The 13,698-nt window shown below is 52.3% G+C and carries 15 protein-coding genes; 2 read left to right on the top strand and 13 right to left on the bottom strand.

The features are described from left to right. Window positions 1–136 precede the first annotated feature (136 nt). The 13 genes from ACFFJP_RS06860 to ACFFJP_RS06800 form a co-directional block, all read right to left on the bottom strand. Entirely contained in the window at window positions 137–994 is an 858-nt protein-coding gene (locus ACFFJP_RS06860) for an MBL fold metallo-hydrolase (RefSeq protein WP_377241779.1), read from the bottom strand. 112 nt (window positions 995–1,106) lie between these two features. After that, the gene (locus tag ACFFJP_RS06855; RefSeq protein ID WP_377241776.1) at window positions 1,107–3,101 is read right to left on the bottom strand and encodes an LTA synthase family protein; all 1,995 of its coding nucleotides are present in this window, start codon (window positions 3,099–3,101) and stop codon (window positions 1,107–1,109) included. Window positions 3,102–3,263: 162 nt separating this feature from the next. Further along, the gene (locus ACFFJP_RS06850; protein ID WP_377241774.1) at window positions 3,264–3,986 is read right to left on the bottom strand and encodes a hypothetical protein; all 723 of its coding nucleotides are present in this window, start codon (window positions 3,984–3,986) and stop codon (window positions 3,264–3,266) included. After that, window positions 3,983–4,711: a hypothetical protein gene (locus ACFFJP_RS06845; RefSeq protein WP_377241772.1), complete on the bottom strand. Its 729-nt coding sequence runs from the start codon at window positions 4,709–4,711 to the stop codon at window positions 3,983–3,985. Before ACFFJP_RS06845 ends, ACFFJP_RS06850 begins: the two co-directional genes overlap by 4 nt. Further along, a complete protein-coding gene (locus ACFFJP_RS06840; protein ID WP_377241770.1) occupies window positions 4,701–5,099 on the bottom strand; it encodes a cupredoxin domain-containing protein in 399 nt (132 codons plus the stop codon). Before ACFFJP_RS06840 ends, ACFFJP_RS06845 begins: the two co-directional genes overlap by 11 nt. Window positions 5,100–5,119: 20 nt before the next feature. Continuing rightward, a complete protein-coding gene (locus ACFFJP_RS06835; protein WP_377241768.1) occupies window positions 5,120–6,448 on the bottom strand; it encodes a sensor histidine kinase in 1,329 nt (442 codons plus the stop codon). Continuing rightward, a complete protein-coding gene (locus ACFFJP_RS06830; RefSeq protein WP_377241766.1) occupies window positions 6,445–7,104 on the bottom strand; it encodes a response regulator in 660 nt (219 codons plus the stop codon). Before ACFFJP_RS06830 ends, ACFFJP_RS06835 begins: the two co-directional genes overlap by 4 nt. A gap of 101 nt (window positions 7,105–7,205) precedes the next feature. Further along, on the bottom strand, window positions 7,206–7,853 hold the full coding sequence (locus ACFFJP_RS06825) for a TRAP transporter TatT component family protein (protein WP_377241764.1): 648 nt from the start codon (window positions 7,851–7,853) through the stop codon (window positions 7,206–7,208). Between the two features lie 11 nt (window positions 7,854–7,864). Next, window positions 7,865–8,662, bottom strand: a complete 798-nt coding sequence (locus ACFFJP_RS06820) for an SDR family oxidoreductase (RefSeq protein ID WP_377241762.1) — start codon at window positions 8,660–8,662, stop codon at window positions 7,865–7,867. Next, window positions 8,662–9,366: an iron-containing redox enzyme family protein gene (locus ACFFJP_RS06815; RefSeq protein WP_377241760.1), complete on the bottom strand. Its 705-nt coding sequence runs from the start codon at window positions 9,364–9,366 to the stop codon at window positions 8,662–8,664. The genes ACFFJP_RS06820 and ACFFJP_RS06815 overlap by 1 nt, the downstream gene beginning before the upstream one ends. Before the next feature lie 49 nt (window positions 9,367–9,415). Further along, complete coding sequence (locus ACFFJP_RS06810) at window positions 9,416–10,900, bottom strand: AMP-binding protein (RefSeq protein WP_377241758.1); 1,485 nt, start codon at window positions 10,898–10,900, stop codon at window positions 9,416–9,418. 11 nt (window positions 10,901–10,911) lie between these two features. After that, window positions 10,912–11,637 carry a thermostable hemolysin gene (locus ACFFJP_RS06805; protein WP_377241756.1) on the bottom strand — a complete coding sequence of 242 codons (726 nt, stop codon included), beginning with the start codon at window positions 11,635–11,637 and terminating at the stop codon, window positions 10,912–10,914. Between the two features lie 160 nt (window positions 11,638–11,797). Next, a complete protein-coding gene (locus ACFFJP_RS06800; protein WP_377241754.1) occupies window positions 11,798–12,238 on the bottom strand; it encodes a cytochrome b562 in 441 nt (146 codons plus the stop codon). A gap of 121 nt (window positions 12,239–12,359) precedes the next feature. Between ACFFJP_RS06800 and ACFFJP_RS06795 the strand changes: the two genes are divergently transcribed. Together ACFFJP_RS06795 and ACFFJP_RS06790 are read left to right on the top strand one after the other, a co-directional pair. After that, on the top strand, window positions 12,360–13,070 hold the full coding sequence (locus tag ACFFJP_RS06795) for a YebC/PmpR family DNA-binding transcriptional regulator (RefSeq protein WP_208930860.1): 711 nt from the start codon (window positions 12,360–12,362) through the stop codon (window positions 13,068–13,070). A gap of 179 nt (window positions 13,071–13,249) precedes the next feature. Further along, window positions 13,250–13,597 (top strand): metalloregulator ArsR/SmtB family transcription factor, encoded by a 348-nt coding sequence (locus ACFFJP_RS06790; RefSeq protein WP_377241752.1) that lies wholly within the window; start codon window positions 13,250–13,252, stop codon window positions 13,595–13,597. Window positions 13,598–13,698: the final 101 nt, after the last annotated feature.

Below are 13,698 nucleotides of genomic sequence, written 5' to 3'. Positions count from 1 at the left end.
GGCAATCCTTGTTGGTGGATAAAACAACATTAACACTAGCTAAAGCAACACAAAGACGCAACGATTAATTACATATTTTTTACTTAAAATAACCAGCCTGCTGGCATCACCTGCAGGCCGGTTATTGAGCCAACCTTTAGGCCTGATACAAGGTGCGGATCCACTTCTCTTCAGTGATAAAATTCCAGCTCCATTTTTTCCACTGGGCAGACAAGCCTTTGGTCACCGCCTGATCTGCACTTAAGCCCTGCGCTTTCATTGCCTGCACTTCAGCTAAAGTCTGCTCCATCATCGTCAGAAAACGCTGCAAACCGGCTTTATCCATCAGATCTCCATGGCCCGGAATAATCTTCGTGGTGTCGTTGACCTGACTGAGGATGGTCTTGGTATTGGCGATGTAACCGGCAACCGAGCCACCGCTGTTCAGGTCGATAAACGGGAAACGGTCAGCGAAAAACAAATCACCCATGTGCAGCACATTCTGTGCTTTGAACCACACCACTAAGTCACCATCGGTGTGGCTGACTGGCATGGTCCTGAGCATCACTTGCTGACCATTCAGGCTCAGTGTTTTTTCGCCGCTGAAAGTCTCGGTCGGCAAACCAGCTTGGTTAAATTTGGCATCGCTTTGCAACCGGGTCAGCACGGCTTGATGCGCAATAATGCGTGCGCCGCCAGCCAAAGCGGCATTGCCGTCGGTATGGTCTTTATGGAAATGAGTGTTGACCAGCGTATTGACGCTGACACCGCTTTGCAGCCGATCCAGCTCTGCTTTGACCAGCGGTGCTGTTGCGGCAAATTGCGCATCAATGATTAAGGCGCCGTCTTTGCCCAGCATTGCCGCAATATTGCCGCCACTGCCTTTGACCAGATAAAGCTGTGGTGCCAGTTGCTGGCTGGTAACTTTTGGCGCATCGGCGGCCCAGGCAGAACTGACAAACAAAGCGCTGCCAAGCAGCGCGAAAACAGGGAATAGTCGAATTGAGGTAGTCATTGGCAAAGGTTCCTGTGCTGGGGGATTCGAGCTGTATTGTCAGCAACTCCTTACGATACTGACGCTAAAACTGATCAGTCCCCTGACACAAGCCTTTGCCTATAGAATCACCTTAAGGTGCGACCACTGGCGTGTCGCAGCGATGATCACTCTTGTACTTGGTTTCCCGATACAAATAGGACGGCAACTGAACTTGTGCCAAGGCTTGCTCATATTGCAGGCGGCTAGCCGGTAAATCGCTCAAATGCAGTGCTTTTTTTGCTTCATCATAAGTACCGCGCACCACGGTTCCGTCCGGTTTTAAGATGGTCAGGCCGTCTGGCTGTTTCAGCGCAAAATACTGCTCAAACTGGATCAGCGCTCGCCCCGGTGACGTGCTGTCGAGCGTCAGATCCCGGCCAATCATCGGATGGCAACTGCTGACACCCAGCATCGACAACAAGGTCGGCGCCAGATCGATCTGACTTGCCAGCGTATCAATGGTACCAGCTTTGGTGTCGGCACCTAAAATGAGGCCCGGAATGCGGAATTTCTCCACCGGAATGAGGTTTGAGCCATAAACGCGATTGTCATGGTCGGCGACCACCAGAAACAGCGTGTCCTGCCAATAGCTGCTCTGCCGGGCTTTTTTAAAGAACTGTCCCATCGCCCAGTCGGCGTACTTCACCGCGTTATTGACGGTATTTTTTGGCTCTTCATGTAAGTCGATACGGCCATCGGGAAATTCAAAAGGTTCGTGGTTACTGGACGTAAACACCAGACTAAAAAATGGTTGGCCGCTTTGCTGACGCAGCTGCTGCAGTCGGGTCAGCTCTGCGTCAGCTTTATCAAACAAATCCTCGTCACTGGCGCCCCAGCTGGCGACAAACTTAGGTTTTTTAATTTGATTGATATCGACGATTTGACTAAAACCGTTGCCGGTGAAATAGCTGCGCATATTGTCAAAATGCGCTTCACCGCCATAAATAAACTGCGTATGAAAGCCAGCCGCTTTTAATACAGACGCCAGCGTGGTGAAATTCTGCTGGCTATTGGAAAGCTTCACCGTGCTTTGCGCCGGCGTGGGTGCAAAGCCTGCAACGACAGCCTCGATACCACGCACCGAACGGGTGCCGGTGGCATACAGCTGTTCAAACCACAGCCCTTGTTGTTTCAGTGACTCCAGCTCAGGCGTCACCGGCACACCACCGAGCGACTCGACAAAAGTCGCCCCCATGCTCTCCTGCAGCACAATCACCAGATTGAGTGGCTTGTCGCGTTGGACTGTCGCTTGCTGCTGATGCCAGGTCGGCTGCGCCGGGTTATTGAACTGATAGTGTTTTAACCATGGCCAGTCCAGCGCTTGTTTTAACATGGTCGCTTCGTCGAGCTTGCCGTACATTTCAGTGGAACGTGCTTCATGACGCAGGCTGTAAATCGCATACAGCACCGAATAACCTGAACTAATGATCAGCGAATTGACCATCGCATCTGGCGTGATAGCGAACAATGCCGGATTGGCCGGTCTGTGTTGGGTGGTCGAGCGAATACAGACAAACACCAGCACGACGACTAGCGGCCAGGTCAACCAGAGTTTTTTATTCGAGGTGCCGCCTTGTTGGGTTGCGACTGCGCGTAAACGCCGCATTGCTAAAAACACCAACAGACCGGTGAATGCTGTGCCCAAAATCAGCGGCACGCGAAAGCCATGCCATAAGGTGCTGAATACTTCCTTCGGATATTTCAGGTATTCGATATATAAACGATTCGGCCGTACGTCATACTGCAGCAAGAATGAAGGCGTCGATAATTCGATAAAAATCAATAAAGTCAGTGCAATCAGGCACCAGACATAACTAAAGCGGCGCCACAGTATTTTCCAGCGCGATATCGCCAGCACGGGCGCCAGCAGTACTGGGATCGCCAATAACAAACCGAGCAGAATCAGGTCGGCACGTACGCCCTGCACTAACATCCAAGCCGGGTTACCGGCCGCCTGCACCCGCTCCCATTGCCATAACATCAAGGCCAGGCGGCTTAACGTTAAGCCAGCCAGTGCCAGAATAACAAAATGAGTGAATACCAGATAAGGACCGCTGAGGCGGCTTAAAAAAGATTGCTGTGACATCTAAACCCTGCAACTTGTTATTTTTATACATCGGGCATTGTGCTGGCAGAAACTTAAATAAACCTTAAGGTTTCGCCGCACATTTCGAGTCACAAAACTTACATAAATTAACCCGCAACAGCAAGTGCTGGCTGCGCGGACCAGCGCTAACCAGGCAATCAATCAGAACTCATACTCCAGTGCAAACCGCAGCGTGTTATTGACCGTTGCTGCATCAATGGCAAAGATCACCGCAAGCTCCCATTTCAGCATTTTCATCTGCTCAAATTTTTGCACCCCCATCAAACTGGGGCCTGCACCTTTGTAATTCTCGCCGGCATAAAACTCAAAAGCCGGTTGCAGCTGCGGCAGATAACGGTAACGGTATTGCAGCCGGAACTCGCCTTCCAACTCGTTTTCGATGGTATTGCCCCACTCGTACACCGCCAACGCATTTAACGTCAGGCTGGTTGGGCCAAATTCCTTTTCCATCAACAGACCGGTGGTAAATTCGTAATTACCAAGATGATTCACTCGTTCCAGCTCAAACAACATGCCCCAGTCGGCACTGTATTGACCTTGTTCGGTTAACATCCAGCGCATTTCCAGTTCATAGCCGCTGATGTGGTAATCTTCTGGCGAGCGGCGCTCGGCCATCACATAGAGTTCCAGCGCCAGCCGATCAGCAATAGCCCGGCCGTATCCCAACTTTTGCACCATATCGTTATCGTTCTGATGCTCGTTTTGCTTTTGATAGACGTAACGGTACTCAAATTCCTGCTCATATGGCTGGACATAAGGGTGATACACCTTATCAACGACACGGCCATCGGCCAACGCCGCACCACAAAAGCCGGTCAGTAGCAGGCCGCAGGCCAGTGCTGTCACCCCGGTTTTTCTGTTCATGACTTCAACTCCCGCCGGCGTAATACCAGCAACAAAATCAGTGTCAGGCTCCACGCCAGCAACTGGCCCTGACTCGGGTTGGACTTATAGCCGAGCAGTGCATTCAGAAAATAACCCAATTCAGAACTCTCATCGATCCACAGGTGCTGACTCAGCATCGGTGCCGCACCTCCGAGCAAATCCATCTGGTGCAAAATAAACACCGCTGCACTGATTTGCCGGGCGGCGCTAAAACACAGCAATACCGCAGCGACTTGACGCCAATACAGCCGCAATTCCTGCACCAGATGATAAATCAATACGGCAATACTCAGACTAATGCCGCTGCCAAGCGCCACGCCAAGCCACAGGCTTTGACTGTCATCAAGCTGGCGGGGGTACAAAAACAAATACAACACCAGATTGCTGCCGTTAATCAGTAACAACGCCACCACCGCTGCAGCGGCCAACCAGGCGTGATGATGTTTTTGCAGCAACAAAGCAGCGATCAACAGCGCACAAAGGCCATAACAACAGGCATACCAGAATTCAAGGCCCTGCCCGTCCCACAGCTCAGCCAGATGGCGGTATTGGCTGCTTTGCAGCAGCAGAAGTGGCGCACCCAATAACAGTACCCGCAATAAAATAGCGCGCATCGCCGCCGGATTTGCTGCCAGTAACAAGCTCAACAACAGCACCACCGGTAATAATTCGCGCAGCAGCAACACTACGGTATTAATCAGCATCATCGCCTCCAGCTTGCAGGGCTTGCCATTGCTCTTTTGGCAGCGCAATCAGTTGGCCTTTGGCACTATCGGGATTGTATTCACCACTAAACGGATAAGTACCGGGTTGCAGCGGCCCAACAAAGACCACCCCGGAACTACCACCCAGAATCACTTTTTCCCGGTTCATCGAAAAGCTTTCAAACTCTTCCGGGTTTGGGTCCTGATTGTGAATAATGATTTTGACTTTTTGCCCGGCCGGCACCTGCAGGGTGCTTGGGCTAAACAGATGATCTTTCAGCGTCAGGCGAAATACCGGCGTCTCGTCAGCGCCAAGCAAGGAGGACCAGCAGCTGCCAAGCAACAGGCTAAACCGCAACCACAGCGCAAGGCGCCGCCTCTGTTTCACAGGTCTTGCGAACAACGGACTTATAAATGGCTTTGATGGCACAATGGCAACTCCAATGTCACTGCTAACCCACCCAGCACTGAACGGCCAAGCGTCAGACTCCCCTGATGCAATAAGGCAATATCCTGCACTATGGCAAGGCCCAAACCACTGCCGGGCTGGCCGGACTGATGCCGGTCCCCACCGACCCGATAAAAACGTTCAAACACCCGCGAATATTCCTCCGGTGCAATCCCTGGGCCCGAATCCTCCACCAACAGCCTTACTTTTTGCCCTTCTTGCTGTAATGTCAGCTGGATCTGGCCTTGTTCTGGCGTGTATTTGCTGGCATTGCCCACCAGATTGATCAATAACAGTTTGAGCGCAAAGGCGTCACCATCGAGTAAAACCTGCTCGTCGCCTTCGAGCGCGATTTGCTGTTGACGCCGTTCAATTTGCGGATACAACTCGGCCACCACGTCGCGGCATAACACCGCTAAATCCAGTTTCTGCAGTTTGGCAGAAAAATGCGCCGGATTGGTCCGGTTTAACAACATGATTTGTTCAATTAGCGCGCTCATCCGGCTGACACCATCTTGCAAAGCCGGCATGATCTGGTCCGGATCGGCCAGACCCGCCTCACTCCAGCGTTGCTGCGCATTGTGCAGGTTTACCTGTAATACGGCCAGCGGCGTTCTGAGTTCATGCGCCACATCGGCAGCAAATCGTTTTTCGCGGGCAAAAGCGTCATCCAGCCGCGCCAGTAACTGATTGGTACTCGACAGCATCTGGTCCAGTTCCTGCGGCGTCTGCTCCAGCTTTAGTGGCGATAAATCATCAGCTTTTTTTTGTGTCAGTTGCCGCGCCAGTTCCAGCAAGGGCCTTAAGCCGCGTCCCACCAGCAGCCAAATCAGCAATGCCTGGAATGGCAAACTCAGCACCACCGGATAAATCGACGCCAGCACCACCTGATCAGACAAAGCCAGCCGGTCTTGTAATGGTTGCGCGACAATCACCGTCAAATCTTCCACCGTCTGGCGAAAGGTTTGCCAACGTTTACCGGCAAAATTCTGCTCGCTGTAACCATCCTGCGGGCTGACTAGAGTGTTTGGCGTCTGGGCGCTGTGGTAAAGCAGACGATCGCCCTGCCATAGCTGAATGGCATTGGCCTGCGCCATATTAGCCGCAGTCTGTGAATTGGTATGTTGATATGGCGCCAACACGCTGGCAGCCAGCGCTTTGAGATCTTCATCAAATAGTTTTTGCGCTTGGGCGCTACTTTGGCGGTAACTTTGCAGCGCGGCTAAAAAACTGGTCAGCGTCAGCAAGGCGATGAGTAAAGTCACCAGATAACGCCGGATTGAAGTCATGCCGCACTCACACTGTAACCTACGCCACGCACGGTTTTGATAAAGTCTTTGGGCAGCTTTTTGCGTAAGTTCGAGATATGCACTTCAAGCGCATTACTGGCGACTTCTTCGCCCCAGGCGTACAGACTGGCTTCAATTTGTTCGCGGGTTTTGATGCGGCCCGCTGATTCCAGCAGCAGCTTCAGCAGCACATATTCACGTCGCGACAGCGTTAATGCTTCACCATCAACCTGCACCTGATGGGCACTGCTGTCGAGCACCACTGGTCCTACGGTGATTAGATGACTGGTGGCAGTGCCCAGCCGGCGTTCAATCACGCGCAGCCGGGCGAACAATTCGGGCAATGCAAAGGGTTTGACCAGATAATCGTCGGCGCCTAAATCTAAGCCGCGAATGCGGTCGTCGACGCCGTCGCGGGCGGTCAATACCAACACCGGCAAACGCGGGAATTTGTGACGGGTTTGTTTTAACACATCGAGGCCATCCATATCCGGCAAGCCTAAATCCAGCACCACAGCGTCGCAATCGCCGCTGCGGATACTGGACAGTGCGGCAGCACCGGTATTGACATGATTGACGGCAAAACCTTGATCAGTCAGCGCCAACTGTACACCTTGCGCCAGTGCCTGATCATCTTCAACTAATAATACCCGCATCCGTTCTCCGTATTTATACCCGTCATCTTTGAAGATTCGGGGTTGTTGGCTTCGCTCGCCTGCCCGAATGTTCAATGATTTTGGGTATATAAGACTGACAATTATTTTTTCAATTTTTTCTGCACTTTCGCCAGCAACGCAGCAATTTCCTGCTGCCGGCCGGCATCGGCACTTTCACGGCCAGGACGAGGCTGTGCCGCTTTAGCAATTTCAAGATAACGCAAAGCTTCTGCCCAGTCGCGTTTTCCTGCTAAATAATCGGCGTAAAAGTAATTTGGATCAATCCCTTGTGGGTTTTGCTCCAGCGCTTTTAACAGCAATTCTTTGGCTTTTTTGTTGTCGCCAAACCCGATTGGCCAGCCCGGTACTTTCGAATACAACACGCCAAGGCTGGTGTAGGCCGAACCTTGCAGTGCTGTTGGATCCAGTTTAAGCGCTTGCTCTAAGTCGGCTTTGGAGCCTTCAGCGACTGACAATGCACCTAAACCGCCTTTGGCATTGGCATAACTTGATTTAATAATACCGCGCCAAATCAGCGCTTCGGCTTTATCCGGGTTACCGCCAACCACTTTGTCCGCATTAGCCAGCAATTCGGCAAAAGCTTTTTCGCGGTCATCTTCCGGCAGTGCGTAATTCACTTCGGCCCAGCGGTCCTGCAGTGGTTTAATGTCAGCCAACACATCGGCCAGCACCGTAGAACTGGCAAATAAGGTCACAGCAGCGAATAAGTGTTTGATAGATACTTTCATGGTGATAAGCCTTAAGGTTGGGAAAGTTGCGCGTAACGACGGATCACGGCCAGCTTGGCGGCCAATGCTTTGTCGACGATACCGGGCAGGACTGCATTGACCCGCACGAATAATTGTTCTGGCCAGCCAATAAAACGCCGTGCCTGATTCTGTTGAATTTGTTGTACCAAAGCCGCGGCAACTAAAGCCGGGCTATCACTCTGATTGCCAAGTTCACGGTTCATCGCGACCACCGCATCACTGTTGATAGATGTATCAGTGGCGCGTGGCGCGAAATACAGCACTTGCACCGCACTGTCCGACAGCTCACGTTTCAGCGCTTCGGTAAAACCGCGCAGGCCAAATTTACTGGCGCTATAGCCGGTAAAACCCGGGTAACCGATGCTGCCAAAAGCGGAGCCGACATTGACTATCATCGCAGCGGATTTGCGCTGTAATTCGGGTAACAAAGTCTGGGTTAATAACATTGGCATCAGCAGGTTGGTGCTGAGCTGCGTGGCATAATCCTGCTGCGCCACCAGACCAAACTGGCTGATGCCGGCGTTGTTAATCAGCAGATCTATCCCTTGCAGGTCGCGGACAAAGGCCAGCAAATCTTGTCGCTCTTGCGCATTGGTCAAATCAGCGCTGAAAATCTGATGGTCGGCCGGATGTTTGGCCACAAGCTCAGCCTGCAGCGTGGCTAAACGCGCCGTATTGCGCGCGACCAGCACTAAACGGGCGCCGGCAGCAGCCAGCTGCAGTGCGATCGCCTGACCAATACCACCGCTGGCACCGGTCAGTAATACCGTTTTGCCACGAAGTTCCATCAGACCGCCTCCTCTGTCGCGGCATCCGTTTTAGTAACCAGCTTGGTGATGCCGTGCTCTGGCGTCAGGGTGCGGAAAATATCGCCGTATAAGCGGTAGAAACGTTTCGCCGCGTGCACAATCAGCGCCTGATCAGTCGGGTCGTCGATTTTGTTCATCAGGTTTTCATAGAATTTGATGTGGTCCTGATCCAGCGCACCGTGCGATGTCAGGTAACTAAACGCTGATTTTGGCAACTGCAGCTTAGTGGCGATGGTTTCAGCCGCGTTTTCCGCCAGCGCGGTGGACGTGCCTTCCAGCACCAACACCATGCCAAAAAAACCAACCGGATTAATGCGGCGCACCATGTCATAGGCGTAAGACACCATCATTTCAGTGGCAAAAGACGGCGTGCTGTGTCGCGCCACTTCTTTGTCGTAACCACTGCGCTTGATATCGTTCAGGATCCATTCCTGGTGACCCAGTTCCTCTTCGATATATTCCGCCACAGCTTCACGCAGCCATTCTTTTGATTCCGGTAACAAGGCACCAACGCTCATCAGCAATGGCACTGTGTGTTTGACATGGTGATAGGCCTGCGTCAGGAAAGCGACATAGTCATCGCGGCTGATATCGCCATGAAAGCAACGGGCAATAATAGGTGCGCCCAACAGGTATTGACGGTCTTGTTCAGTCGCTTGCAATAAAGTCTGGTAAAAGCTCATAAGTCACTCCGGAAACAGCGGTCGTCCGCTAAAAATTAGGTTCAGTAGTTCAGTTCGCCGGGTATAAGGAGGCGATCTGTTGCTGATATATCTGCACAATGCTGGCCCGGCGTGGCCGGCCATTCGTAGTTAAGGTGCCTTCCGCTTGTGACAACGGCGAGTTCAGCCGGTGAAAACGTGCGACGCGGGCATAGTCCGGCAGCTGCTGATTCAGCCAGTCAAGATAGTCTGCCAGCTGCTGGTCGCTGACCGTTGGGGTGGCGTACAGCAGCGCAACACAATAAGGTTTCGCATCGCCACACAGCACAGCCTGCTGGATCAAACCGGTTTTAGTCAGTTCACTTTCGACCCATTCCGGCGAAATATTGCGGCCAAAGCTTGAAATCAATAAGTTGTTGCGCCGACCCAGAATTTGTAAATCGCCATCCGCACTCCACTGGCCTAAATCGCCAGTGGCAACCCATGCGTCGGCTTGCGCCTCGCTTTGTCCCATGTAACCAAGAAATGGCGTTTTAACCTGGATTTCGCCTTGTTCAATACGCACTTCCAGATGCGCCAGTGGTTTGCCGGCGCTTTGTAATGCTTCATCGCTGGCGTGTGCAGCGTCGACACTGCAAAGTGCGACGACCGAGCCACATTCACTTAAGCCATAACCCTGAAACACTGGCAGTTTGAGCGCTGCAGCCTGGCGTAAGGTGTCGACCGCCACTTTGGCGCCACCGACCGCGATAAACTGCAGGCTGGCAGGCACTGGCCAGCCTTTTAGCGCCGCCTGTACCAGCAGTTGCAGCAATTCCGGTACTAAGATCAGGCTATGTGGTTGGGTCTGACTAATCAGGCCCAGTAATTGTTGCGGATTGGCCAGACTGCTGCCGGCAAAACCACGGCCGGCATCCGGCATCAGCAGCACTTCACCGCCGGCTAATAACGGTGCATAAACGCCGGCGATATTTTCCAGCAATAACGACAGCGGCAGCAGGCACAAATGCCGCGGGCGGGTTACGTTTTGCAGCCGTGGTGCAATGCGTTCAACCAGGCTTTGCGCTGTATTCAGCTGGGTTTGCACCGACAGACAGACGCCTTTAGGCTGACCGGTTGAGCCAGAGGTAAAAGTGATTTTTTGCGTGCCAGCCGGAACCGGTAAGGCTTTTTGCTGTAGCTCAGTCGACGTCTGGTACAGATAAAAGCTCCGGCAGCGACCGCGTAAAGTCAGGCCAAGCTGGCGCGTAGCTTCAGTTGGTAGTTCACGGTCACTGAATAAAAACTCCGGGCCGACGCTGGCCAACACATGGGCCAACTGGCCCTGACTGGCAAACAGCGGCATTGGCACGAATAACTGTTGGCTGTGCAGACAGGCGATATCTAACAACACCCAATCCAGACTGGTATCAGCCCATAACACTAAACGCCGGGCCGACAGGTCTTGCAGCAGTTGCTGCCACTCCAGCACTGCGGCCGCAATGGCGGTTTGATCCAGAGATTGCCCGCTGACTAAATCAGTCAGGCGAGCGCCGGCAGGAAAATTCAACTTCATCAGGCGACTCCTTAGTGACCGGCTTGTTCAGACAGGCTGGCGCCTGCGCTTTGCAGCAGGGGCAGAAAACCACTCAACATTTGCTGTAACTGCGGTTTTGCCATGATCAGTTGGTAAGCAGCCGTTAAATCCAGCTGGCAGACCTGCGGATGACGCTGGTAATAACTGCCCCAATCGGCCGCGGCATCACCTAACCGGCTTGGGTCGCCTTCCGCCAGCACGTTCAACTGCAGGCCATGACGGCTTAACATTGACATCACTGTCGGTGTGGCGCAGCACACCAGATGACGGTAACCCTGTTGATACAAGGCAACTGCCATCGCGATGAACAGTAATAAGGTTTGTTGACGGCCGCTGGCGTACAGATTGCCAATCTCGGCGACCTGCGCACGCTGGGTTTGAATGCCGGCACCTGCCAGCACTGTGCAGATATCCGCATCGAGGTATTGTTCAACAAACAGACGTGGCGCCAGACCGCTGCGAATACCCAGCACCGCCTGCCACTGACCATGCAGCGTGACGGCCAGTAAATGCGGCATAAATTGGCTGATTTGGGCATCGTACGCGGCAGCAAAGCCACCGGCGATAAATTGTTCCAGACTGTGGCGCTCGGTGTGATTACGGTCACACCACAGCAGTTGTGCAGATTGCTTGTCGGTCGCAACGCCAGACTGACAATCTTTGAAAGCCAGTGGCGGCAGGTATTCAACCGGGGATAGAGTTACAGCAGCAGTCATTTCAACCTCTCCACAGGTTTTCTCTGATGTTGCTGATTCTGGCGGGGGAAACTTAAAGCAACCTGAAGGCAAATTAAGGTTGCAAATTTTATAGCTGAATTAAATTAATCTATTGAAATATATATGATTATTTTTATAACCATTTTGACGTAGTGGTAGATTAGCCACCAAAAATTAACTGCCAGAACGATGGAGACCGTTCTTTATGATATTGCTTTTTCAGACTGTCGACTTCGCCCAGCAGTTGTTTGGCGGTTGCCAAATCTTGTTTGGCTAAAGCGCCCAGTACCAGCGTCAGCTGCGCGGCCACTTTGTCGAGCCCCTGCTGAAATACCACCTGTTTCTCAGGGGTAAACTGATATGCCTGCACCGATGCAACCAGTTCAGCCATCACCAGCACTTTTTCCTGCATCACCGGCACTTCAGTCGCCTGCATGGCCTGCTTAAAATTGAAGCCAATTTTTTTCATCGTCGCTTCAACATCGGTGGTCGCTGCCACAGCGGCCGCAACCGGTTCTTCTGCCCGTACCAACGTTGGTTGCAACGTAAGCCCAACCAACAACACCGAGGCTACAGAAATTAAAGACACCAGTTTCATCATCACTACTCCAGAAAAAGACCGCAGCAGTCTACCACAGCCGGTCAGTAATGTTGCCTCAGACTGTTGGATTGGCTAGACTACGGCGGTTTTTTCCGAAGTTAAAATAAGTGAGAGAGCAGCCATGGGCGCGCAATGGAAATCCAAACACAAAGCTGATGCCTCCGCGGCAAAAGGCAAACTTTTTACCAAACTGGCAAAAGAAGTCATGGTTGCAGCGCGCAACGGCGCTGATCCGGCAATGAATTCCAAACTGCGCATGGCGATTGAAGCCTCACGCAAAGCATCGATGCCAAAAGAAACACTGGAACGCGCCATCAAAAAAGGCGCCGGTCTGCTCGACGGCCCAGTGAACTACGAACATATCGTCTATGAAGGTTTCGCACCGCATCAGGTGCCGGTAATTGTCGAATGTCTGACTGACAACAAAAACCGCTCAGCACAAAGTATCCGCGTGTTATTCCGCAAAGGTCAGTTGGGCTCCTCTGGCTCAGTATCGTGGGATTTCAAACGCTTAGGTCAGATTGACGCTTCTCCTGCCAATGCAGACGCCGATATCGAAATGGCTGCGATTGAAGCCGGTGCACAAGATTTTGAAGCCGGTGAAGAAGGCGATGCGGTGTTTTACACCGAGCCGACCGATTTGGATTTAGTTGCCAAAGCGCTGCCAGAATTTGGGTTTACTGTGTCTGCCGCCAAGCTGATTTATAAACCGAATAACCCGGTTAGCATGGCGACACTGTCGGCAGAAGCCTTGGCTGAAGTCGAACACTTCCTTGAAGCGATTGAAGATGACGATGACGTCCAACACGTCTACGTCGGTCTGGCTGAATAATTCAGTTTGGATCTCTGCAATAAAAAAGCCGGCGCAAGCCGGCTTTTTTATTGCGCTGTCGCACAGATAGCGCCGGCGATTTGTGAAACTATTGACATATCGCCGGTAAAACATATGATAAAACGCATATATGATTATCCAGATGTATTAGACAAAGAGTTTAGTTGCTGAGGGAGTCTATGCAACCTGTTGAATTTTTTAAATTACTTGCTGATGAAACCCGACTGCAGACGATTTTGCTGATTGCCCGTGAAGGTGAACTTTGTGTCTGTGAGCTGACCACGGCGTTAAATCTATCGCAGCCAAAAATCTCCCGCCATCTGGCGATGTTACGAAAATCACAACTTTTACTGGACCGCCGCCAGGGTCAGTGGGTGTTTTACCGGCTCAATCCCGCTTTACCGGGCTGGGCCGCTGACAGCATCAGCCAGACCCTGCAGCAGAATCAGCCGTTGCTCACACCGCTGCTGACCAATCTGTGCAGCATGGGGGAAAGACCGGAGCGGACGCGGTCATGTTGCCCGTGAATCTGGCCGCAAGCCAGGTCGTGAGCACAGGCGATAACAAGCAGACAGCAGTAAAATTGCGGCCATGGCACAGGCTTATCCGCTTACCTCACTCCGTTAGC

It is taken from the genome of Rheinheimera tilapiae (assembly GCF_042432165.1).
Taxonomy (GTDB): domain Bacteria; phylum Pseudomonadota; class Gammaproteobacteria; order Enterobacterales; family Alteromonadaceae; genus Pararheinheimera; species Pararheinheimera tilapiae.
This window is presented reverse-complemented; position numbering and strand designations above follow the sequence as displayed.